This window comes from Candidatus Phytoplasma solani, from assembly GCF_040126175.1.
Classification (GTDB): Bacteria; Bacillota_I; Bacilli_A; order Acholeplasmatales; family Acholeplasmataceae; genus Phytoplasma; species Phytoplasma solani_A.
Map to the genome: position 1 here is coordinate 15,989 of NZ_CP155828.1, position 24,132 is coordinate 40,120.

The 24,132-nt window shown below is 25.3% G+C and carries 20 protein-coding genes and 4 tRNA genes; 18 read left to right on the forward strand and 6 right to left on the reverse strand.

Annotated features, from left to right (window positions below):
* The first annotated feature begins 29 nt into the window (after positions 1-29).
* From PSOL_RS00075 to PSOL_RS00085, 3 genes are all read left to right on the forward strand, one after another.
* Positions 30-464 carry an ATP-binding cassette domain-containing protein gene (locus tag PSOL_RS00075; RefSeq protein ID WP_349401961.1) on the forward strand — a complete coding sequence of 145 codons (435 nt, stop codon included), beginning with the start codon at positions 30-32 and terminating at the stop codon, positions 462-464.
* A gap of 32 nt (positions 465-496) precedes the next feature.
* Positions 497-631 carry a hypothetical protein gene (locus tag PSOL_RS00080; RefSeq protein WP_349401962.1) on the forward strand — a complete coding sequence of 45 codons (135 nt, stop codon included), beginning with the start codon at positions 497-499 and terminating at the stop codon, positions 629-631.
* 357 nt (positions 632-988) lie between these two features.
* Complete coding sequence (locus tag PSOL_RS00085) at positions 989-1,540, forward strand: hypothetical protein (RefSeq protein ID WP_349401963.1); 552 nt, start codon at positions 989-991, stop codon at positions 1,538-1,540.
* 287 nt (positions 1,541-1,827) lie between these two features.
* Here the strand turns inward: PSOL_RS00085 and PSOL_RS00090 are convergent, their stop codons facing one another.
* From PSOL_RS00090 to PSOL_RS00110, 5 genes are all read right to left on the reverse strand, one after another.
* On the reverse strand, positions 1,828-2,358 hold the full coding sequence (locus PSOL_RS00090) for a hypothetical protein (protein ID WP_349401964.1): 531 nt from the start codon (positions 2,356-2,358) through the stop codon (positions 1,828-1,830).
* A gap of 480 nt (positions 2,359-2,838) precedes the next feature.
* A tRNA-Trp gene (locus tag PSOL_RS00095) sits at positions 2,839-2,913 on the reverse strand.
* A gap of 17 nt (positions 2,914-2,930) precedes the next feature.
* A tRNA-Leu gene (locus PSOL_RS00100) sits at positions 2,931-3,012 on the reverse strand.
* A 30-nt stretch (positions 3,013-3,042) separates the two neighbouring features.
* Positions 3,043-3,117: transfer RNA gene (locus PSOL_RS00105), tRNA-Gln, on the reverse strand.
* A gap of 26 nt (positions 3,118-3,143) precedes the next feature.
* A tRNA-His gene (locus PSOL_RS00110) sits at positions 3,144-3,219 on the reverse strand.
* Between the two features lie 569 nt (positions 3,220-3,788).
* On the opposite strand from PSOL_RS00110, the gene pgsA reads away from it, so the two are divergent.
* The 10 genes from pgsA to PSOL_RS00160 all read left to right on the forward strand — a co-directional run bounded on the left by pgsA (position 3,789) and on the right by PSOL_RS00160 (position 14,837).
* The gene (gene pgsA, locus PSOL_RS00115; protein WP_349401965.1) at positions 3,789-4,463 is read left to right on the forward strand and encodes a CDP-diacylglycerol--glycerol-3-phosphate 3-phosphatidyltransferase; all 675 of its coding nucleotides are present in this window, start codon (positions 3,789-3,791) and stop codon (positions 4,461-4,463) included.
* Between the two features lie 409 nt (positions 4,464-4,872).
* Complete coding sequence (gene recA, locus PSOL_RS00120) at positions 4,873-5,868, forward strand: recombinase RecA (RefSeq protein WP_349401966.1); 996 nt, start codon at positions 4,873-4,875, stop codon at positions 5,866-5,868.
* Positions 5,869-6,252: 384 nt separating this feature from the next.
* Positions 6,253-6,621 carry an AAA family ATPase gene (locus PSOL_RS00125; RefSeq protein WP_349401967.1) on the forward strand — a complete coding sequence of 123 codons (369 nt, stop codon included), beginning with the start codon at positions 6,253-6,255 and terminating at the stop codon, positions 6,619-6,621.
* Positions 6,581-8,353 (forward strand): AAA family ATPase, encoded by a 1,773-nt coding sequence (locus PSOL_RS00130; protein WP_349401968.1) that lies wholly within the window; start codon positions 6,581-6,583, stop codon positions 8,351-8,353. Before PSOL_RS00125 ends, PSOL_RS00130 begins: the two co-directional genes overlap by 41 nt.
* Positions 8,354-8,439: 86 nt before the next feature.
* The gene (locus PSOL_RS00135) at positions 8,440-8,763 is read left to right on the forward strand and encodes a thioredoxin family protein (RefSeq protein ID WP_349401969.1); all 324 of its coding nucleotides are present in this window, start codon (positions 8,440-8,442) and stop codon (positions 8,761-8,763) included.
* A gap of 20 nt (positions 8,764-8,783) precedes the next feature.
* The gene (truB, locus tag PSOL_RS00140) at positions 8,784-9,635 is read left to right on the forward strand and encodes a tRNA pseudouridine(55) synthase TruB (protein ID WP_349402228.1); all 852 of its coding nucleotides are present in this window, start codon (positions 8,784-8,786) and stop codon (positions 9,633-9,635) included.
* Between the two features lie 99 nt (positions 9,636-9,734).
* Positions 9,735-10,472 (forward strand): pseudouridine synthase, encoded by a 738-nt coding sequence (locus PSOL_RS00145; RefSeq protein ID WP_349401970.1) that lies wholly within the window; start codon positions 9,735-9,737, stop codon positions 10,470-10,472.
* A 25-nt stretch (positions 10,473-10,497) separates the two neighbouring features.
* A complete protein-coding gene (gene cmk, locus PSOL_RS00150; RefSeq protein ID WP_349401971.1) occupies positions 10,498-11,175 on the forward strand; it encodes a (d)CMP kinase in 678 nt (225 codons plus the stop codon).
* Positions 11,160-12,533, forward strand: a complete 1,374-nt coding sequence (der, locus tag PSOL_RS00155) for a ribosome biogenesis GTPase Der (protein WP_349401972.1) — start codon at positions 11,160-11,162, stop codon at positions 12,531-12,533. The genes cmk and der overlap by 16 nt, the downstream gene beginning before the upstream one ends.
* A 366-nt stretch (positions 12,534-12,899) precedes the next feature.
* A complete protein-coding gene (locus PSOL_RS00160; protein WP_349401973.1) occupies positions 12,900-14,837 on the forward strand; it encodes a hypothetical protein in 1,938 nt (645 codons plus the stop codon).
* Between the two features lie 925 nt (positions 14,838-15,762).
* Here the strand turns inward: PSOL_RS00160 and PSOL_RS00165 are convergent.
* Positions 15,763-16,125, reverse strand: coding sequence for a hypothetical protein (locus PSOL_RS00165; protein ID WP_349401974.1), 363 nt, complete (start codon positions 16,123-16,125; stop codon positions 15,763-15,765).
* Positions 16,126-16,928: 803 nt separating this feature from the next.
* Here PSOL_RS00165 and PSOL_RS00170 point away from each other — a divergent pair.
* From PSOL_RS00170 to PSOL_RS00190, 5 genes are all read left to right on the forward strand, one after another.
* On the forward strand, positions 16,929-17,720 hold the full coding sequence (locus PSOL_RS00170; protein WP_349401975.1) for a hypothetical protein: 792 nt from the start codon (positions 16,929-16,931) through the stop codon (positions 17,718-17,720).
* A gap of 250 nt (positions 17,721-17,970) precedes the next feature.
* Positions 17,971-19,005 carry a class 1b ribonucleoside-diphosphate reductase subunit beta gene (gene nrdF, locus PSOL_RS00175; RefSeq protein WP_349401976.1) on the forward strand — a complete coding sequence of 345 codons (1,035 nt, stop codon included), beginning with the start codon at positions 17,971-17,973 and terminating at the stop codon, positions 19,003-19,005.
* 353 nt (positions 19,006-19,358) lie between these two features.
* Positions 19,359-19,808, forward strand: coding sequence for a large conductance mechanosensitive channel protein MscL (gene mscL / locus PSOL_RS00180; RefSeq protein ID WP_349401977.1), 450 nt, complete (start codon positions 19,359-19,361; stop codon positions 19,806-19,808).
* Positions 19,809-20,024: 216 nt separating this feature from the next.
* Positions 20,025-21,758, forward strand: a complete 1,734-nt coding sequence (locus PSOL_RS00185) for an ABC transporter ATP-binding protein (RefSeq protein WP_349401978.1) — start codon at positions 20,025-20,027, stop codon at positions 21,756-21,758.
* Positions 21,755-23,539, forward strand: a complete 1,785-nt coding sequence (locus tag PSOL_RS00190) for an ABC transporter ATP-binding protein (RefSeq protein WP_349401979.1) — start codon at positions 21,755-21,757, stop codon at positions 23,537-23,539. Before PSOL_RS00185 ends, PSOL_RS00190 begins: the two co-directional genes overlap by 4 nt.
* The last annotated feature ends 593 nt before the right edge of the window (positions 23,540-24,132 follow it).

Below are 24,132 nucleotides of genomic sequence, written 5' to 3' on the forward strand. Positions count from 1 at the left end.
ATTAAAAAAGAGAGATTTAAAATTAATTTATGCTAAAAGTTAACCATTTATCTAAAATATTTTCTAATATTTCTATTTTAAAAGATGTTTCTTTTGAGTTGCCTAAAAAAGGGTTAATTTTTCTGACTGGTAAGTCTGGTTCTGGTAAATCGATTTTATTAAATCTTTTAGGTGGTATAGATAAACCTAGTCGGGGAACTATTACAATTGGTAATCAAGAGATTCAAATATTATCGAATCAACATTTGGATATTTATCGTAATTATTTTTTAGGTTTTATTTTTCAAGAGTATAATTTATTAGAAAACTTAACTGTTTTTGAAAATATTAAAATTATTTGTGAATTACAGTCAAAAAAGTTTGATGATGAACAAATCTATCAAACCTTAAAACAAGTTGATTTACAAAATTTAGCAACAAGATACCCTTATCAACTTTCTCTGGAGGACAAAAACAAAGAGTAAGTATAGCCCGTGCTTTAATTAAACAATCTAAAATGATTTTAGCTGATGAACCAACCGGTAACCTTGATGAAAAAACGAGCGAAATTATTTTTGAATATTTAGAAAGAATTACCAAAGAAAAATTAGTTATCGTTGTTTCTCACGACACCCAAAGTGCTTTAAAATAATGGACTACGTATTATTGAATTACAAGAAGGTCAAATTATCAAAGATTGGACTAAAAAAACACCAACAAAAAATATTACTAAAGAAAAAAATCCTCTTTTAAAAATTTATACCGAAGTAGAAGTTAAAGTGTTATTACAACAAAAAACTAATTTTTTGATCCATAACTTTTTTCCTACTCCCGCTAATTTAACTTATGACAATAATTCTCAGATTTTAGATTTCAGCCACAATAATTCTTGCATCTCTAAACAATCCGCTCTTTTAATAACTAAAAATATTTTTCAAAATAATAAAAAACTTTACAAAAATTATCTTAAATACAAGTGTTGCTGTTTTTTTTACTAACTATTACTCTTTTGATTTGTTTAAATTTATTAATGTTTGCTGTTATTAAAAACAAGTTTGATTCTGGCATCATGACTGCATTAGGTTCACTTTTATTTATTCACCTTTATTATTTAAGTTTTGGTTTGTTTCAAATAATTATGCGGATGAAACATGTTATAGTTTTAAAAAACAAAGATATCGGTATTTTAAAATCCTTAGGAGCTTCAGACAAAGATATTGCCAAAATATTTTATTTGTTAAATTTTAAATTAAGCAAAATACAATTTTTAGCATCCCCAGTTTATGGATTATTTTTGCTTTTCCTTGTGTTTGTTTATTCTAAACTTGCTTCTCTTTATTCTAGTTATACTCCCCAGAATAAAACTTCGTTAAATTTTTTAAAAATATTTTACAATAAAAGCTCTCTAATATTTTGCTTAATTATTATTAATATAATTCTTTTTTTTGCATTAGTTTTGGGTTATCCTTTGTTTTTAAATTATATAGCCATAAAAAGACAATTAAAAAAAATTCTCAATAATAATCCTTTAAAGATTATTTCAAAACCAGAAAAATTATAATAAATTACTTTAACCCTATTTATCTTTTTAGAATAATTTAAACTAAAAGTAACAGTAATAATCAAAAAAAATCTTTTTTTACCACTTAAAAAAATTTACAAATAATATTTATAATTTTGAATTTTCTTAAAAAAATCAAATCCTAAAAAAACCATTTACTTAGATGAAAAATAAAAAAATTAACATTTATTTATTGACTTTTAAAAAATCATTTAAGAAAAGTCAATTGATATCAAAAAAATCCAAATTTATAAAATAAAAAAACCATCACTTTGTTTAAGTGATGGTTAATTTTTTAATTGTTTGTATTTTTGTTGCATTAATGCTTTGTTAATGTGTAAAAAATCTTCTGGATGAACATATAATATTTTATCATTTGAGTTGTAATGGGTTTTTTTTGTGTAATCTTGTAAAATTTCAAATTGCATTTCTTCGACATTTTTTAATTTTTCTAAAATTTGTCTTAAAGTGTTGGGAATTTCATCTAAAAAACCTTTTGTTTTTGGTTGAGTAATTTTAGTTTGTTTTTGCCCCTCTTCTAAGTCTTTAATTTTTTGTTTCATTTCTATTTCAAAAATTCTTTGATTAAAATATGTTTCTAACATTTTTTGTTTCATGTCTAAGAAATCAGTTTGCAAACGATTGTTATTATCTTTTTTTTCGATCATTTCCATTAATTTTAAATTAATTAGACAATTAGAATCAAAATCCTTATTATTGATTAAAATATTTGGTAAATTATCTTTATTATTGTTTTTTTTGGTTTTTTTAGAATTACTAAAAAAGTTAGCAATATGAAAATTTATATAATAAATCAATAATAATAATTTAATAAATGCTTTTATAAAAATAAATATAAAAACTGGAAAAACAATTAAAATAATTCCACAAATAATAGACGCGCAGTAAATGTTCTTATTAAAAAAATTAGTAATTGGAAGAAATATGTCCAAAAATAATTGCCTCCTATTTAAAAACGCTTATCATACTTACTTTATTTTAATAGATTAATTATCTTATAATCAAAATAAAACACATCTTTTCAAATAAATAAAAATTAATTATTTTCATTTTTTTTGACTAAAAAAACTTTCAATCTACAACCTTATTTAATCAAAAAAAAGTTAAAATGTCAATCATTTAATAAGATAATTTTTTTGTTGATTTTTTTATAAAAATCAAAAAGTTTCTACAAAAGAGAAACTTATCATATACAACTTTGTTATTTTATTGAGTTAATTCTTCGATAAAATAAAAAAATAATCCTGTCTTTTGTTAAAAAAACAAACAATTTAAAATGGCAGGGATATCAGGATTTGAACCCGAACGAGCGGTTTTGGAGACCGTTATGCTACCATTGACATCATATCCCTTGATATAATGGTTTCATTGGTACGGGTGACAGGATTTGAACCTGCACGCTAAAGCGCTAGATCCTAAATCTAGTGCGTCTACCATTCCGCCACACCCGCTTTTAAATTTTTTTTAGGGTTTAAAAAAAATGGCAGACCCAGCTGGATTTGAACCAACGAATCACGGAGTCAAAGTCCGTTGCCTTACCACTTGGCTATGGGCCTTAATCTTCAATTTATTGTTATTTTATTGGGGCGGCTGATGGGAATCGAACCCACGCATATCGGCGCCACAAGCCGCCGCGTTAACCACTTCGCCACAACCGCCAACTAATAATAATTTTAATAACACAAAATATTATACCTAGAAATTATGAATTTGTAAAGTAAAAAAATTTATTATAAAGTTTTTTCTAAAAAAAGAGCCATATTTAATTTAATTTACGGTTTTTATAATAAAATGCAAATTATTATTTTTTCTTAAATGTTGTAAAAAATTTATTTTTTAGTTATTTTTTGCTAGTTTTATTTTTTTTGTTTATAAAAAAGTATTGATTTTTTTGTTTTTTGGCGGTATTGTAATTTATTTAGGTTCTTTTTTTGAAGAAAGTTTTCTTATTTATTTTAATAGACTGCAAAAAATCATTAAAATTTTATTTTTTCTTAATAGTTGATATAATATTTTTCCTTAATAGCTGATATAATAAGAATAGTATATTAAAAATATCTTAAAATTTAAAAAAATATGTAAAAGAGAATTAAATATATATTTTTAATTTATATTTAGACAACTTTTTTATTTTTTCTTTTTATTTGTTTTGCAATTGATGCCAAAATTAATTTTTTTCTTCCAATTAAAATTGAAAAAATACTTATGATAATAAAAAAATATTGACATGAAAAAAATATTTGAAAGTAGGTTTTTTGTGTTTCCTTTGTTTGCTAATTTACTTACTATTTTTCGTATTTTATTAATTTTTGTTCTTGTGCCTTTGATGTGTTTTGATGATTATGATTGGGTTTTTGTTTTGACTTTTCAAATCATTTTTGTAGCAGCTGTGATCACTGATTATCTAGATGGTTACATCGCTAGAAAATACAAACAACAAACGGTTTTTGGTAAATTTTTTGATCCGATTGCTGATAAACTACTAGTGATTATTGCTCTTTTTTATCTTTGTCAATTTCGTTTTTGCTCTAAAAGCAAACCTGATGATTTTATCATTCCTAAACATTTTTTCCCTCCTATTTTGATGGTTATTGTTATTAGAGAGTTTTTAGTAACTGGTATTCGTTTATTATCTTCTAACAATGAAGTTGTTGTTGAAGCTTCTTTTTGGGGAAAAATCAAAACAGGTTCTACTTTTTTAGCTATTTTTTGTCTTTTTTTTGGTTTATATTTGCCTTATTTTCCTAAGGTGGAAAATCAATATGTTCACAACTTATTTATCCATATAAATCGCATTGGAGATGTTTTTTTATTTTTAGCCGTTTTTTTAACTATTACCTCAGGGATTGATTATTTTTTCAAAAATTATCAAATTATTGTTAAAAATTTTTCACCTAAATAAATTTAAAATTTATGAATTTTGGAACTAATTGCTTTATTTTTGATTTGATTTTTTGATAACTAACAAAATAAAAAAATTACCAACATCTAAAAATAATTGATTATCAATTTGTAAAAGCAATAAAAACTCTTAAAAAATTTAATTGAATGTTTTTTTCTTTTTCAAAATTATTATTAACGTTTAATTTTTGTATGTTAAAATTTATCAATAAAGTAATAATTTTTTGCAACATTTATGATTATTTTTTATGCTGAATTTTTATATTTTTTAAGTATAAGTATATATAATGTTTTTTTAAAAAAACATTGAAAACTATTGAAACAATTTTAAAAGTAAATATGATATTTATTATCAAAAACATCACAAATACAATTAAAAATCAAAAAAATCAAAGGAAAAAAGAGAAAATATGCAAAATTCATCAAATAAAAATACTTTAGAAGAAACTATTAAGGAAATTGAAAAAAAATTTGGTAAAGGCAGCATCATGAAACTCAATGATAAAGGAATTAAAGGGATTGAAGTGATTTCAACTGGTTCTTTATTGCTTGATATTGCTTTAGGTGTTGGAGGTTATGCTAAAGGTCGCATTATTGAACTTTTTGGTCCTGAAAGTTCTGGAAAAACAACTTTAGCCTTACATGCTATTGCAGAGGCTCAAAAAGCTGGTGGTAACGTTGCTTTCATTGATGCTGAACACGCCTTAGATCCTACTTATGCTAAAGCTATTGGGGTTGATATTAATAAGTTTTATTTATCGCAACCTAATTCAGGTGAACAAGCTTTAGATATCGCTTTAAAATTAATTTCGAGTGGTAATATTAGTTTATTGGTTATTGATTCTGTGGCAGCTTTGGTGCCTGAAGCGGAACTTGCAGGTGATATGGGAAGTAATTATATCGGTTTGCAAGCAAGAATGATGGGACAAGCAATGCGCAAACAATCAGGGATTATTTCCAAAACAAATACAATTGTAATTTATATTAATCAGTTAAGAGAAAAAACAGGAGTTATTTTTGGCAATCCTGAAGTTACTCCTGGAGGCAAAGCTTTAAAATTTTTTTCTTCTATCAGACTAGATATTCGCAAAACTGAAATCATTAAGGAAAATGGTGAAATGATTGGCATTCGTTCAAAAATCAAAATTCTTAAATCTAAATTAGCTCCTCCACTCCAAACAGCTGTAGTTGATATTGTTTATGGCAAAGGAATTTCTAAAGTAGGAGAAGTTTTAGAAATGGCGTCACAATTAAATTTAATTCAAAAAAATGGTTCTTGGTATAGTTATAAAGGTGAAAAAATTGGTCAGGGCAACGAAAATGCTAAAAAATATCTCGTTAATAATATCAAAATTTATCATTATTTGTTAAATGAAATTAAAAAACAATATCATATGAAAGATTAAATTTAAAAGTTAAAATATAGTTGTTTTTTTGATTTTTTATTAAATTAGTTTTTACTTTCTTTTAATATTTTATTATTACAAAAATAAAAAACTATTATTTAATGATTATGTTTTATGTTTTTTTGTATTTTTTATCTTTTTTCAAATTTTCATTCATAATAAGAACAATTATAAGTATTTCTTGGAGAAATCAACACTTGTTTTATCTTTTTTTGCTCTTTTTGGTTAGTTAAAACTTAACTTTTTTCAAATTTATACTTTCTTATAAAGAAAAACTCTTCATTTTAATTTAATCCAAAGTGATGGTAGCAAAAAATGATTTTAATGATTAAAAAATTCTTTCTTCTAATGTTTTCTTTTATTTTTAGTTGTTTTTTTATTTTTATGCTTTGGCGGTTAAAAAATAATGAATTTTTTTGCATAAAAAATAAAAAAGATTCTGTAATCTCATTTCATAATAATCCTTTATCTTCTTTAGTTGTCAAAAATACTTCTAATAGTAACAATAGAATTCAAAATAATGTCATTAATTCCACTGTTAAATTTGATCAAGTATCGGGGATGGAAACAGAAAAAGAATTATTAAAACGTTTTATTGGTTTTTTAAAAGAACCTCAAAAATATGAACAAAATGGCGCTTCTATCCCTAAAGGAATTTTATTTTATGGTCCTCCAGGAACCGGAAAAACTTTATTAGCTCAAGCTTTTGCAGGTGAGGCGGAACTCCCTTTGGTATTCTTTTGTTGGTACTGATTTTTTGCAAAAAATTCATGGTGATGGTGCTCAAAAAATTAAAGATTTATTTAATGAAGCTGGTAATAAAGACAAAAATACAAAAGGAAGTATTATCTTTATAGATGAAATTGATGCTTTTGGAGTAGCAAGAAATGAATTTAATCAGAAAGCAAAAGAAATTTTAACAACCCTTTTAACTGAACTAGATGGTATTAAAACTAAACAAAATATTCAAGAAGCAAAACCTCCTATTATTATCATTGCTGCCACTAATAGATTCGATGTTCTTGATGAAGCTTTGGTACGTCCCGGTAGATTTGATTATTTAGTTAAAGTGGATTTACCTGATTTTCAAACTCGTTACGATATTTTAAAATCATATGCCAAAAATAAACAATTTGATTCAACAATAGATTTTAAACAATTGGCACAAGAAACCCCAGGTGTTAGTGCTGCTCATTTAAAAGCAATTATTAATGAAGCTGTAATTTTGAATATCAATGAAAACACTAATAGCTATCATCTAATTGACATGAATACCATTGTTAAAGCTAAAGATAATGTTTTATTAGGTTTTGCTCAAAAAAATCATAAATATGATCAAAAAGACAAAGAAATCATTACTACTTATCAAGCTGCTAAAACGATTATCAGTCAAATTAAAAAGACTCATTTTCTTAGTTCTATTTCTTTATTGCCGCGTTTAAGTGATAATTTTTTATTTTTATCGCTTCAACCAAATTCCTCTTATTGGACATTTCAAAATGAGTTATTTCAAAGAATTATAGTTATTTTATCAGGCAAAGCAGCGGAAGAAGTTATTTTGGGAAAACTAATTAATCAAACTTGTTCTGATTTTAAAGAGGCTTTAGAACAAGCCCAAGAGTTAACTAACTTTTTTTCATATAAAACAATCTCAAATAAAGATAAAGAGGAACTTCAAAAAGAAATTTTACAAAGATGTTACAGCGATGCTAAATCTTTAGTAAAAATAAATCAAAATTTAATTAAAAATTTAGCAAAAAAGTTACAAACTAAGGATTTTTTTTCAGTTGCTGAAATAAAAACTTTTTTAAACGAGAACAAATTCCAAGAAGACATTTCCACTGAAAGGAATAACCAACCAAAGTTGCTTTTTTATTTTGCTTTTTCTTTTATCTTGGTTTTGTTTTTTTTATTATTGTTAATTATTATTATTAGAATTATTTTTTGGTTTTTAGACATTAAAATATTTGCTTTATTGTTTGCCAACAAATACTTGCTTTTTTTGGCTTTAAATATTCTAAGTTTAATTATTGTTTCCATAATTATTGTATTTTCTTGGCAATCATACTTGCCCTTTTTACCGTTGTTTCATCAGGAAGGTAAAAATCTTACGATAAATGAATTATTTTTTAAAATTGATCAATATGAAATTAAAAAAATGACTTATACCACTAAAAATAGTTGGTTAGAGGGTTTTTATCAATTGGTTAGTATAATGGATAAAAATGGGGATATTTTTTATTTCAAGTTAAAACCTTTGTTTCAAAACACTTTTGAACAAAAATTTTCTAATCTTAAAGTGAAGGATTTTGAAGTAATTGAAGAAATATATTTTGATTATTTTAATTTCTTTTTCAAATTAATTGTGTTTTTATCTTCTTTAGTTTTTTTGCTTTATGGATGTCTTAACATTAAACGGATTAGACAACAGTTAAAAAAACCAAAAGAAAATTCCTTTCCTTATTGTTCCGAAAATCACAAATAAAGATAAAAAAATGATAAAATTATTTATCAAATTATAACTTTTTTAAGTTATAATAAATTGTAGTCTTAAAAAAAGGTGTTTACCAAATGTCAACAAAAAATATTATTAATTACCAAGGACAAAATTTTTATGATTTTATTAATCACAAAGGATTAGTGCTTGTTGATTTTTTTGCTACATGGTGCTCTCCATGTCGCAAATTAGCTCCTATTTTACATGAAGTAGCACAAGAAACACAAGATATTTTTTTTGTTAAAATAGATATTGATTTATTTCGGCAATTAACTATAGAACAAAGAGTTTCTAGTTTCCCTACTCTTATTTTATACAAAGATCAAGAAGAAGTGGCGAGACGAATGGGTTTTTTAAATAAAGAAGAATTATTATCCTTTGTACAAGTTTATAAATAATGGAGTTATTTCCAAATAAAATAAATGGTTTCTTTTTGGTTGATAAAAAACCACAGATGACTTCACATGATATAGTTTGGCAAATTAAAAAAAAATTTCACTTTGATAAAGTTGGCCATACAGGAACACTAGATCCTTTAGCTTCTGGTCTTTTAATTGTTTGTGTGGGTAAAGCAACAAAGCTAGCTTTTTTGTTTAACCATTTGTGCAAAACTTACCAAGGCACTTTTGTTTTTAATCAAAAATATGACACTTTAGATGTTACCGGTAAATTAATGAATACCAAAAAGACTGTTTTAGATGAACAATTAATTCAAAAAAGTTTTGCTGTTTTTCATCAAAAAAGTTATTTGCAAACTCCACCAATATTTTCTGCCATTAAAGTAAATGGTCAAAAAATGTATTATTTAGCTCGCAAAAATCAAATTATACCCATCCCTCCGAAAGAAGTTATGATTTATCATTTAGAAGCAAAATCTTTACTAAAAAATGATCAAATTTCTTTTTTAACACGGGTTTCTAAAGGGACTTATGTTCGCAGTTTAGCTCAAGATATAGCTTCTCAAATGAATACTTATGGCGCTCTTTTATCTTTGGAACGACTTGCTATTGGTTCTTATTCGTTACAAAAGGCAAAAACAGTTGATAACTTAACTTTAAATGATTTAATTTTTGATTATTCTGTGTTTTTTGATTGTGATAAAATTATTTTAAATGATTATTTAATTAAATTAGTTAAAAATGGGATTTATTTAGATCAAAGACAATGCATCACACAAAAACCTTTTATTGTGCAAGATAGTCATAAGAATTTTATTGCTTATTATGATGTTTTAGAAAAAAATAAATACTATCCGCGATATTTTTTTTAAATTAGTATATGAATGATAAACAGTTTTTTTATTTTTTTTGAAATAACTAATTTAATTTTTTTTGTCAAAATTACAAAAGAAAGTTTTCAATATTTTTTTATGGAAAGATTACAAAAATTTCTTGCTGCTGCTAATTTAGTTTCTAGAAGAAAAGCAGAAGCCTTAATTTTGCAAAAAAGAGTTAAAGTAAATAACCAAATTGTTTGCCAATTAGGAATTAAAGTTATACCTTCTGATGTTATTACTTTAGATGATGTTTTAATTAAAAAGACCCCTTTATTTTATTATTTGCTGAACAAACCCCAAGGTTGTCTTTCTACAGCTAAAGATAACAAAAAAAGACCAACTGTTTTGGATTTAATAAAAGAGGCAAAAATTCAAAGATTATATCCTGTAGGTCGTTTGGATTTTAATACTACAGGATTACTTTTGATTACTAATGATGGCGATATGACTCAAAAATTAACTCATCCTTTTTTTGTTGTGCCTAAAGAATATCATGTCAAGATAAATGTTTTTTTAACTAACAAAGACCTTGCTTTTATTCGTAAAGGAGTTCTTATTAATAAAAATTATTTATCTATTCCTAAAGAAATTCATATTTTAAAACAACGTTATTTGCCAAAGCCTTCTACTTGGCTAAAAATCATTATCACTGAAGGAAAAAACCGTCAAATAAGAAAAATGATGAAAAATTTAGAATATCAAGTTTTAAAATTAAAACGTTATAGCTATGCTTTTCTAACTATTGAAGGGTTAAAAACTGGTGATTATCGTCTTTTAAAGATTCATGAAGTCAAAAAATTAAAAACTTTAACTAATGAAATCCAAAAATGATTTTTTAAGGAGTTAATTATTTTATATGCAAAGTTTTAAATTAGCAATTGATGGACCCGCTGGTGCCGGCAAAAGTACTGTTTGTCAAAAACTATCACAAGAACTAAATTGGAATCACATTGATACTGGAGCGATGTTTCGCGCTTTAACTTTATATTTATTAGAAAATAAAATTAAGTTACAAAATGAGCATATTTTGAATCAAGCTTTGACAAAAATTGAGATTACTTATTTGAATAATAAAATTTTTTTGAATCAAGAAGATGTTTCTTTAAAAATAAAAAATTATATTGTCGAAAAAGATGTCTCTTTAATTGCTACTTTGCCTGCAGTAAGGAATAAATTATTAATCTTACAAAAAGAAATTTGCAAACAATTACCTTATTTAATTATGGATGGTAGAGATATAGGAACTGTTGTGATTCCTGATGCAGATTTAAAAATTTTTTTAACAGCCAATATTACTGAAAGAGCCCTAAGAAAACAAGAAGAGTTAAAAAAAGAAGGTATAAAGATAGAAATACACGATATCATTGAACAATTAAAAAAACGTGATTATCAAGATTATCATCGTTTATTATCTCCTTTATTAAGAGCTTCTGATGCTATATTGTTAGATACTACTGCATTATCAATTGATGAAGTAGTTGATAAAATCAACTCTTTAATTCAAAAAAGAAGGCAAAAATGTCTTTTAAAGTAGCTATTTTAGGGCGTCCTAATGTGGGCAAATCAAGCCTTTTTAATCGTATTATTGGCAAAAGACAAGCAATTACTCATCACAAGGCAGGAATTACACGTGACCGCATTTATGCACAAACTCATTGGTTAACTCAAACTTTTGATGTAATTGATACTGGTGGGATTGAATTAAAAGCAATACCTTTTTTAGAACAAATCAAACAACAAGCTCAATTAGCTTTGGATGAAGCTGATGTGATTATTTTTGTTGTTGATGGACAAACTGGTTTAACTCAAAGTGATAGTTATTTAGCAAAAATTTTATATCAAACTAAAAAAAAAGTCCTTTTAGCTGTTAATAAAATTGATAATCATGATTTATTATCAAATACTTATGAATTTTATGCTTTAGGTTTTGATACTCCCTTTCCTATAAGTGCTTTACATGGGATTGGTGTCGGCGATCTTTTAGATCAAATTATTTTTCAATATCGTGCTTCTGTTGGGTTTATGAACGACAACAAAAATCAATTTTTAAAAGAAACATCAAATCCTTTGTCTAATTCATCGCTTACAACTCCAACAAACAATATTATTAAATTTTGTATTATTGGTCGTCCTAATGTTGGTAAATCTACTCTTACTAATTCTTTGTTAATTTCTCAAAGGATGGTAGTTTCTGATATTTCAGGAACTACTACTGATGCTGTTGATACTTTTTTCGAAAACCAAGAACAAAAATATCAAATTATTGACACTGCGGGAATTAAAAAAAGAGGCAAAATATATGAACAAGAAGATAAATATAGTGTTTTAAGGGCTTTACAAGCTTTAGCTAATTGTGATATTGCTTGTTTAATTTTAGATGCTCAAGTAGGAATTTTAGAACAAGACAAAAATATTGCTGGTCTTATTTTAGAACACCACAAGGCATGTATTATTATTATTAACAAATGGGATTTAATCCCCAAAGAAACTAACACCATAAAAGAATTTGAAGATAATATTCGTCAAGAGTTTAATTTTTTGTCATATGCTCCTATTATTTTTTTATCAGCTTTAAAAAACAACCGTATTCAATCAATATTTGCAACTTTAAAAAGAGTTTTTCATAATTATCAAAGTATTTTTAGTACTCACCTTTTAAACGATATTTTACAAGAAGCAACCCTTATAACCCCTCCTACTTTTTTTAACCAAGGAAAAGCTAAATTTCAATATATTTTCCAAATTAAAAGTAAGGCTCCAGAATTTCTTTGTTTTGTCAACGATACTAAATATGTACATTTTTCTTATGAAAGGTTTTTAAAAAACCAATTTCGCCAAAACCTTTCTTTAGAGGGGACCCCACTTAAAATTATTTTTCATAAAAAAAAATAATTTTTATTCTATTAAAGTAATATTTTATTATAGTTAATATTTAAGTAAAAAAATGATAATCTTTTGAAGATTAATTATATATTATTTTTTTATTTACAGGGTGCAGCGACTATATTTTTTTAAACTTTTTGAATGGTAAAGCTGGTAAAATATTTTTAATTCCATAAAGTGTGTTTTTTGTAATATAATGTTTAATGCTTTTTTTGTTTTGATTATTTTATCATTTTTTAAAGCAAGAATTACTTTAATATTTTATTGGTTTGTGATATAATAATAAAGAGAATTTATGATTCAATATGATTCAAAATATAAAATATTATTGTTTTAAAAACATCCGTAAAAACTATTTTTTGAATTTATACTTTATTGCGAAGAAGAGGTCGAAAAGTAATTATTAATATTAAAACTTTTGGTAAGAACTCTCGTATTATCTCTTTTTTAATTTATTGCTGTTTCTTTATTGTTAGTTTTTGTTTAATTTGCAGTGTTACTTATAAATTTCACTTACAAACCAAAAAAAGAATTGAACTTCAATTAATAAATGTAGAAAACCAAACAAAAGAAATATATAAAGAAAATCAAAAATTAAAAAATGAAATTTTGACTTTTAAATTAACACCTTATGAGTGTATACATGACAACGGTGATAAAGAATATTATTATTTTGTTAAACATAAACTAGTAAAAAATGTAAAAGCTGATGGTACTATTCAATGGCATAAACATAAAGAATGTAGTATCCAAGATTTTAAAAACTTAGGAGCAACATTAAAAGATATGGTTAATGCTGGTTTTACATGGCAAGATTTCGAAGTTGCTGGTTATAAAACTAAACAATTAAAAACTGATAATTGTACAGCTAAAGAATTAAAAGAAGCCGGATTTACCATCCAAGAATTAAAAAAGGTAGATTTTACGTTAGTAGAATTAAAAGAAGCTGGTTATGAAATCAAAGATATGAAAACTGTTGGTTATGACATCCGAGATTTAAGAGGGGTGGGTTATACAGCTAAAGAATTAAAAGATGCAGGTTGTAAAACTCAAGAACTAAAAATCGGTGGTTTTACAACAAAAGAATTAAAAGAAGCTGGTTATACAATCAAAGATATGATCAGTGCTAGTTATACAACTCAAGAATTAAAAGCCGAATTTACCATCCAAGAATTAAAAAAGGTAGGTTTTACGTTAGTAGAATTAAAAGAAGCTGGTTATACAATCAAAGATATGATCAGCGCTAGTTATACAACTCAAGAATTAAAAGCTGCTGGTTATACAGCTAAAGATTTAAAGGATGAAGGTTTAAAATTGGACGATATTATAAAAGCTAATTATACATTACAAGAATTAAAATCAGCTGGATTTCTTCTTTGTGAATTAAAAAATCGTTACTATGTATATTCTTTAAAAGAAGCTGGTTATACGTTGCAAGAATTAAAAGAAGCTTATTTTTCACTTGAAAAGATGAAAGAATTTAAAGATGTTGGTTATACGTTGCAAGAATTAAAAGCTGTTGGATTTACATCAGAAGAATTAAAAGCTGCTGGTTATACAGCTAAAGAATTAACAGAAGCCGGATTTACCATCCAAGAATTAAAAAAGGTAGATTTTACGTTAGTAGAATTAAAAGAAGCTGGTTATGAAATCAAAGATATGAAAACTGTTGGTTATGACATCCGAGATTTAAGAGGGGTGGGTTATACAGCTAAAGAATTAAAAGATGCAGGTTGTAAAACTCAAGAACTAAAAATCGGTGGTTTTACAACAAAAGAATTAAAAGAAGCTGGTTATACAATCAAAGATATGATCAGTGCTAGTTATACAACTCAAGAATTAAAAGCTGCTGGTTATACAGCTAAAGATTTAAAGGATGAAGGTTTAAAATTGGACGATATTATAAAAGCTAATTATACATTACAAGAATTAAAATCAGCTGGATTTCTTCTTCGTGAATTAAAAAAACATTACTATGTATATTCTTTAAAAGCAGCTGGTTATACGTTGCAAGAATTAAAAGCAGCTGGTTATACAGCTAAAGATTTAAAGGATGAAGGTTTAAAATTGGACGATATCATAAAAGCTAATTATACATTACAAGAATTAAAATCAGCTGGATTTCTTCTTCGTGAATTAAAAAAACGTTACTATGTATATTCTTTAAAAGCAGCTGGTTATACGTTACAAGAATTAAAAGAAGCTGATTTTTCAATTGAAGAGATGAAAGAATTTAAAGATGCTGGTTATACGTTGCAAGAATTAAAAGCTGTTGGATTTACATCAGAAGAATTAAAAGCTGCTGGTTTTTAGCAAATAAAGTCATACTTAAGTTGTTAACATAATACGGATAGATTAATTGCGTTTTATTCAGCGATTTGTTTTTGCCGTTTTATTTACAATCAACCTTGTTAAACCGTGCGAGCAAGTTTCCAAGCACACGGCTTTCCATAATCTTCGCTGATTTTCATCAGTCTGTTATTGAAATCTTCAGGGTTTAGGGTTAATGGAATCACTCTGTTTCATCCCCCAGATAACAGTTTAATCTATTGTATTTCTCGTTTCTAAGTTTGCTTTACATTCTCTCTAGATCTTTCTCCTCTTTGTGAGTCTGTTTTGTTGGGATAACCTGCTTTCCCTTCTATTGTGTTTGATGTGAAAGAAATTACTAGCTATTTTCGCCTTGTAAAGGTCGTTAACCTTCGCCCAGGTAGGTCAGTGCATTAATTTATTCCAAAATTAACTTTGAACTTTTTACGACTACTACGGTTCTGCTTTTCCCTTGAATCTACCAACTTAATGATATTTTAACTATTACCTAGTGATTTTTAGGGAGATAGAAGTTACTCTAATTTACTACCAATTACTTTAGGTGAGATGACCTTAGTTTAGGTAAATACCGTTAAGCCAGGTGAATAATTAGCTTTTTAATTGATAATTTTAGATATCGATTATCATAATATCCAAATATCTAATTCCAGAGTATTTTGCTATTATCTCTGAGCTAAAGAATTGCATTTCTTTATTCTCTTAGGTTCATTTCAGAACTTATCCGTAGGAATATCATCTTGCGGGATCATCTTAGGTAATAGCTTCCCTTCAATCCGCTTTCGATCTCTGCTATAATTTTTGGTTCTTTCGTTCCGAAAACTGAGATCGTGATGTCACATATTATCTTGTGTGTGGGGAGTGGTTAAATCCCTAGTAAGTTAGGCATCTTTCTCGCCCAACACGATAATTAGTCATCTTTTGGCGCCCGTTCTTTTTCAATTGTGTTATTTTGTTCAAAATATTTTTTGAATTTGTTCCCAAATGAAATTTCTGAAGTTATAAGTTGATTTTGAAAATCAAATAATTGTGAATTTAATTTTTGAAAATCAAATTCATTTGAGTTAAAAATATCAATTTTATTAACGTTATTTTTGAAACTTGTTAAAAAATTTAGTTTCATTTTAGTTAATAAGGTATTTTGGAAAGCTGTGTTAAATTGATTTTCAGAAATTGCTTGTGAATTTAATTTTTCTAATATTTCGAAATTGATGCTAGTTTTTGGATTTTTGAGTTTGATAATTTCAAATAAAGTTTTTGTTAACTTTGACAAGTTGTTTAATCGATTAAAAGATTAGAATATTATTTTGATTTAGGAAAATACAGTCATTAATTAATTTGATTCTATTTTTTTTAATTGTTTAAAATCGTTTTCTTTATTAATTGTAAAAATTGATAAAATTAATGTTAATTCATGATTTATTCATATTTTTTTCCTTTTTTCGGTTTTGTTTTCCAAACTACTTTTTTATTTAAAAAAATTATTTTGATTTTATTATTATCAAAATAATAATATTTTTTTCCGTTTTTTGTGACATATATTCTTGTTAGCGTTTTTTTAACTCCTTTTTTTGGTTTTATATTTGGATTAAATATTAAAATTTGATTAGAATGAACAAAACCATTCTCAATAAGTTGGTTTGAGTTGGTAAAATTGTTTCACAATTTTGGATTTTGAATTAAGGGCAAAAAAAAGACTTTATTTAATAGAGTCTTGAGGTTTTTTTGGTTTTTTGGAAAGAAAAAGACGCTAGTTGTGAGTGTCTTAAGGTTGATAAAAAGATTGTTTGAAAGAATTTTTAACAAACTGGCTTGTTATTGATTTGGTTGATTTTGAAAAATTTATTTTTGATTATATTTTTTAATAATATATAATTACCATCTTTATTTTTTTGTTTTTGGGAGGTTGCCATTTTTGGTCCGGTGCCTTTATTTTAATTTTTAAGTTTAGTTTATGGATAAAAGTAATAAAATATAATTGTAATGTTAAAAATTACGAATATTTATATTTAGAAAATAGGCCTTTTGACATTGAAAAAATTTATTTATATAGTGGTTGTAATAATAATTTTTTTTATGTCAGTGTTTTTTGTATACAAGAAAATACAAAAAATTCCTGTAAAATTAATTAATTATCCAGTAACTGCCAACTCTTTTGATAACAAAAAAAGATTTACTTTTACAAAAAGTAAAAGTAATTTATCGTTAAAACAAAATATTTTTGTTTATGAACCTTTTCAAAATCTTAATTTGAAGTTTTATGATGAAAATAATCAAGAAATTGGTAAAATAGTTGATTTTGAATCTCTTAAAAAACGTTTTCTTTTTTTGAATAGACAAAAATCTGTTTATAACAACAACCAAAATATATTATCTTCTAGATTTTTTAATCAAAATGATGAAATTAAGTGGAATGATGAGCTTACTTTTAATATAACTTACGACAACAATAACTATCCGTTAACTGTAAGATATTTTAATAATGATGGCACAGTTAATTGGCAAAATAACAAAACTTTAGATACAATTTATGATGCTAATAGAAACTTATTACAATCAAGACATTTTACAGCTGAGAAAAAAATTGATTGGGAACATCAAAATAGTTATGATGCCATTTATGATGAATTTAATGGTAGAATATCTTCTAAAAAAATGTTTAATTTTGATGGTACAGTTAATTGGTTGCATCCCGATACTTTTGAACGTGCTTTTAATTCACAAGGCTTTCGAATTAAAGAAAGACATTTTAATTCAGATGCAACCATTAATTGGACACACACAGAAACCTTTGATATTCAACGCAATTCTGAAAACCAATTTATTAAAATAATTTATTTTAATATTGATGGAAAGCCTTTAAAATAAAATATTTTTAAATTGACTAGAGTTTTTTTTATATTAAATAATTTTTTAAAGTTTTTCGAAATAAGTAACCTAATCATTTTTATAATAAAGGTTATTTTTTGTTTGTTAAAAAGTTATACCATCTTTTATTATTTGGAATTTTTTTTAGGAAAACAAAAAAATATTTTTTATATTATAATAATAATTATATTGGTTAATATATTTTGATAAATGGCAATATTTTCAAACATTAAAGGGGGATGGATGTGTCATGGGAAAAAAGTCTGAAAAAATTTATCAAGGCGCTAATTGGAATCATTTAGAAGACGGATACACTCATTTTTTTTATGAACAAAACTTAAGTCAATTTTGGCGTCCTGAAGATATTAGTTTGCAAGGAGATCTTGCTTCTTGGAATAATTTGTCTGCTGAAGAAAAAACTACATACTCTCGTAATCTTTTAGTATTAACTTTTTTAGATACTTATCAGGGTGATTTAGGAATTCCTGTGATTACGCGCTCCATAGATGAAAATCAACATCAAAAAAAAGCCACTCTTAATTTTATGGGAGCAATGGAAAACGCGGTTCACGCCAAAAGTTATTCTAATATTTTTATGAGTTATTTAAGCAATAAAGACATTAATCAACTTTTTTTATGGGGCGAACAACAAGTTAATTTACAAAATATCATGCAAATTATTTTCCCAGTATATGAAGATTTAGAATGTAATATTTATCTTAAAAAATACCAATCACCTGAATTTAATGAATTAACATATCAAAAAAAACAATGGAAAGCAATGGCAATATCGGTTTTTTTAGAAACATGGCTTTTTTACAGTGGTTTTTATTATCCTTTATATTTTTATGGTCAAGGTCGCTTAATGCAATCAGGTGAAATCATTAATTTAATTATTCGCGATGAAAGTGTTCATGGTATTTATATTGGTCGTTTAGCTATAGAATTATATCGCGTTTTTGATGTTCAAATTAAAAAAAAATTAAAAAAATGGCTAGATGATGTAATGCATACATTGTACAAAGAACAACTTTTATTAGTTAAAGAAATTTATAATAAATTAAATTATTTAGAAGAAGACGTTCAAAAATTTGTCCGTTATAACGCTAACAAAGCTTTAATGAATTTAGGTTTTGACTCTTTCTTTCCAGAAGAAATTATTAATCCCGTTATTCTTAATGGACTTAACACTGAAACTAAAACTATGGATAATTTTTCTATGAAAGGTAACGGCTATCAAAAAATGCGTGGCGAAGCTTTAAAAGATGAAGATTTTTATTTTTAATTTGATTAAAGGATGATTTTAAGTCTTGTTTTAAGTATTTTTTTATTTCTATTTTTATAAATAACAAAATAATTTGATTTTTCTTAAAAAAATGTTATAATAAAATTGTCAAAATACAATTTATTTAAAAAAACATTTGCTGTTTGGTTTTTTTGTTTTTTCATTTTTTGAGACATTTTTATTATTTTATTCATTGTTAAGGGTAAAAATGTGTTAAACAAATTGCAACAAAGTGATATTTAAACAAAATTAATGATAAAACATTTTAAAAAACTAAGAACTTGGATTTAACCTTTATGTTTTTGATGTTTAAAATTTGACAGTAATTTTATCCAATTTAAAGGAGGCTTTTTTTGGTTAATACTCAGAGTTTAGCTACAAAATCTTTAACATTCGCTCAAGGTTTTAAAAATTTTATCACTCGTGGTAATGTCATTAATTTAGCGGTTGCAGTTATTATAGGACAATTGTTTTCGAAAATAGTTAGTTCTTTAGCGGTCGATATTATTATGCCTCCTTTTTCTTTGTTGTTTAATAAGACTAAATCTTTAAAAGATTTCAAATGGCATATTAAAGAAGACATTTATATGAATTATGGTATTTTTTTACAAAATATTTTAGAATTTATAATTCTTGCTTTTGCTATTTATACTATTTTAACTATTTTTTTACGTTTCCAAAATAAAAAACAAATAAAGTCGAAAAGCGAATTGATGCTCATTTTAGAAGGTTTAAACAAAGAAATTGATTTATTACGAGAAATAAAAATCACTTTAAAACAAAACCATAATAACAAACAATAAAATAATTTCAAAAAATAAAGTTTTTGCTAGTGTTAAACTAAATAAAACAAATGAAAGGACTATTATTTAATAGTCTTTTTATTATTATATTATTTTTTATTTTGGAGATTCTACTTTTTTATGTGGTTAAATTTTTTAAAAAAAATACAAAATAGAATGAAAACATCAAAAAACTTAAAAAATTAATTTAATAAAGGAAATTATAACTTTAAATTTATGAAAATTATTTGGAAATATTTAATAAAATATAAAAACTTGCTTTTATTAAATTTAATAGCTGTTTTATTTGTTTGTTGTAGTGGATTAGGGATCCCTTTTGTTATTGGTAGATTTATTATTGATAAAAAAAAAAATTACTTGGAACCACCACGTCTTTTTCTTATTTTAATTATTTTGGCTTTTTGTGGATTTATTGGTAATTTAATTCTTAATTATTGTTCTTCCCGAGTTTCTTCTCTTTTATTTCGTGATATAAGTGTTGATATTTTTAGTAAAATACAAACTTTTTCCCCCACTGAAATACAACAATTTGGGATTGCTTCTATTTTGAGTCGTACTACTTCTGATGTTTCTCAAATTATGAATTTTATTGCTGTTTTTTACCGGACAGCTGTTGTTTCTCCGATTATGCTTATTATTAGTTTAATTGCTATTTGTTGTGTCGCTCCTTTTTTGATTTTTGGAATTCTTTTTATTTCCCCTTTTTTAATTTTGGTTTTGATCATCATTATTAAAAAATCTTATCGTCTTTCCCGAGAACAACAAAAAAAGTTAGATGAATTAAACATTATGACACGGGAAAATTTAATTGGAATTAAATCGATTAGAGCTTTTAGACAAAGTGAATATGAAACTTTTCGTTTTGCTAAAGTGAATAAAAAATATAGTTCTTTTTCCATCAAACTTTTTAATTTGATGGTTTCCATTGATCCTATTTTTTATTTTTTTCTTAATTTTACTGTTTTAATTAATTTTGGCGTTGGAACTTATATACTTATTCAAAAAAATCCTTATTACCCAGACTTTACTATTGGTAAATTATTATCTTGTATTGATTATCAATTGTATGCCTTATTTTCTATTTTAGAGTGTTTACTTCTTTTTATAATGTTTCCTAAAACTTTAGTTGCTATTAAAAGAATTGAAGAAATTTTAACTACGCATCCCGTCGTTAAAAACATTACTAATCCTTTGAGTTTGTCTCAACCCTTTCATAAAATATCTTTTGAAAACGTCACTTTTTTTTATCCTAACACCACTAAACCTGTATTAGAAAACATAAGTTTTACTGTTAAACAAGGAGAAATTGTTGCCTTTATTGGTGCCACTGGTTCTGGCAAAAGCACCTTAATCAGTTTAATACCTCGTTTTTATGACGTCAATGAAGGGGTTATTAAAATTAATGATATTGATATTAAAGAATACGAACTTAATTTTTTAAGAAACAAAATTAGTTTTATTTCTCAAAAAAATGTTTTATTTAAAGGAACAATTAAAAGTAATTTATCGTTTGGCAAGAATAACCCTCAAACAGAACAAATTTTAGAAGCTTTACAATTAGCTCAAGCGCAAAACATCATTAAAAATAAAGATTACCAATTTCAGGAAAATATTGTTGAATTTGGAGCAAATTTATCGGGAGGTCAAAAACAAAGACTTTCGATGGCGCGTGCTTTTATCAAAAAACCAGATATTTATATTTTTGATGATTCTTTTTCAGCCTTAGATTATAAGACTGAATATGAAATTAGAAAGGCTTTTTTTCAAATGAAAGAAAAAGCTTTGGTTTTGATTGTCGCCCAAAGATTAACTTCAATTTTAACTGCTGATAAAATTGTGGTTTTAGATGATGGTAAAATAATTGCATCGGGGACACATGATCAACTTATGGAAAGTTGTCCTCTTTACCAAGAAATCGCTAAATCACAAAATTTAGAGGTGACCTTATGAAACGGATTTTTAGATATTTAAAACCTTTTAAAACTAAAATTATAATTAGTATTTTTTTAGTTTTTGTGGTATCTATTTTAAGTTGTCTCATTCCTCTTTTACAAGCTAAAAATATTACTGATAAACTTCATAAGTTTCAACAAGAAAGTGACCCTTACTACTCAAATGTAAGACGCGAAATATTTATTTTTTTAGGATTTAATTTATTTCTTTGTTGTTTTATGGTTTTGTGTCGTTTAATTTTTAATAAATTCTTAATTCAATCGATTCATCAAGCAATGAGAAATTTACGACAAGATGTTCAAAACAAGATTCATTATTTACCGATAAGTTATTTTGATAGAAATACTTTAGGAAATATTATGAGTCGCTTAACTCATGATATTGAAGTGATTTCTAACTATTTGCAACAATCTTTCGCGATTATGATTGATGCTTTTTTAAAAATATTTATGATTGTTATTTTTATGTTTTATTTACATTGGTTTTTGGCTTTAATAGTGTTTATAATGATCCCTTTGTCTTTTTATAGTACTTATTGTGTTTTTAAGAGCTCAGAAAAAATTTTTATTCAAAGATTTGAAAGCTCAGGTAATTATAATGGCTTTTTGCAAGAACAATATACAGGATATAAAGAAATTACTCTTTATAATCAACAACAAAATACTATTAAAGAATTTCAAAAACATAACACTGATTTGCAAAAATTAGTTTTTAAATCTAATTTTTTATCTGGATTATCATCTCCTATTGTTAGTTTTTTTACTTATTTAACTTTTGTTGCAGTAAGTATGACAGGTTTTTATTTAATACAAAAAACAGATTCATCTCTTCCTAGATTTTTATTTAATTTAGGGTTTGGTGTTATTCAAATTGGTCTTTTTCATACTTTTGTTAAATATATTTGGCGTTTAGAAAACCCTATCATGGAGTTGGGACATATGTCAGTTCTCTTTCAATCAGCCAGTGCTGCTTCGAAAAGAGTTTTTACTTTTTTGAATGAAATCGAAGAAGCTCCTGAATTAAATAACCCGATAGTTTTAACAAATCCCAAAGGACAAGTTATTTTTGAAAAGGTCTTTTTTAGTTACAACAATAAAGATATGCTTTTAAAAAATATTAATTTTACTGTTCAAGAAGGCCAAACTATAGCTATTGTTGGTCCTACTGGTTCTGGTAAATCAACTTTAATCAACCTTTTAATGAGGTTTTATGATGTTAATTCAGGTTCTATTAAGGTTGATGATGTTGATATTCGAGATTTAAAAAAAAATAATTTAAGAAAAATTTTTGGGATGGTTTTACAAGAAACTTGGTTTTTCAAAGATACCATTTGGAATAATATTAAGTATGGTGATAAAAACGCTTCTGATGAACAAATTTTAAAAGCTTGTCAACAAGCTCAAATTAATTATTTTATCAAAAGCAAACCTTCAGAATATCAAATGGTGATTAACGAGGAATCCGATAATTTATCACAAGGAGAAAAACAACTTATTACTATTGCCCGCGCTGTTTTAAGCAATCCTAAAATTTTAATTTTAGATGAAGCCACTTCTAATGTTGATACTAGAGTCGAAATATTATTGCAAAAAGCCATTAAAGAATTAATACAAAATAAAACAGCTTTCATCATTGCTCATCGTTTATCCACTATCGTTAATGCTGATAAAATTTTAGTTTTAAATCACGGTGTTATTGTGGAACAAGGGACACATCAACAACTTTTAGCTAATAAAAACCTTTATTATCGACTTTATCAAAGTCAATTTCAAAAATAATTTAATTTTTAAATATTGAAATAAAATAGATTTTAAAATTAAAAAATCTATTACCAAAATAATCATTATTCATTTGTATTTCTTTATAAAATAATAATAAATCAAATACCCCTTTTAAAATCTTATTAAAGGGCAATATTTTTAGTTTTTAATAAACTATAGTGTTTATATATAATAATGGACTGTCAACGATTTTTTGAATTTTTTGAATTTAATTTTTTTGAAATCAAAAAGATCATCAAATACATACTTAAAATAATATTTTAAATTTTAAATCTAAAAGTTTTGTAGAAAAATAGGGTGCAGCTCGAAAATTTCTAAGTTTTTAAAAAAACAATTTGCGTTAAATAAAAATGAATCATTTTTTTGATATAAAAAAAGAAATATTTGACATTATTTTTTTTATATGCTATAATAAAAGAGCTTTGTGAATTGTTTTTAATTTTTTAATCACTTTTTAAGGAGTTTAAAAAATAGTATTTTTAGTTATTTGAAAAATTCTATAAAAAAATTTATTAAAATTATGAATTAAAATATTTATTAAGCTAATTTTCTTTCTATTTTAATTTTTTTAATCTTTGAAAACTGAAGAT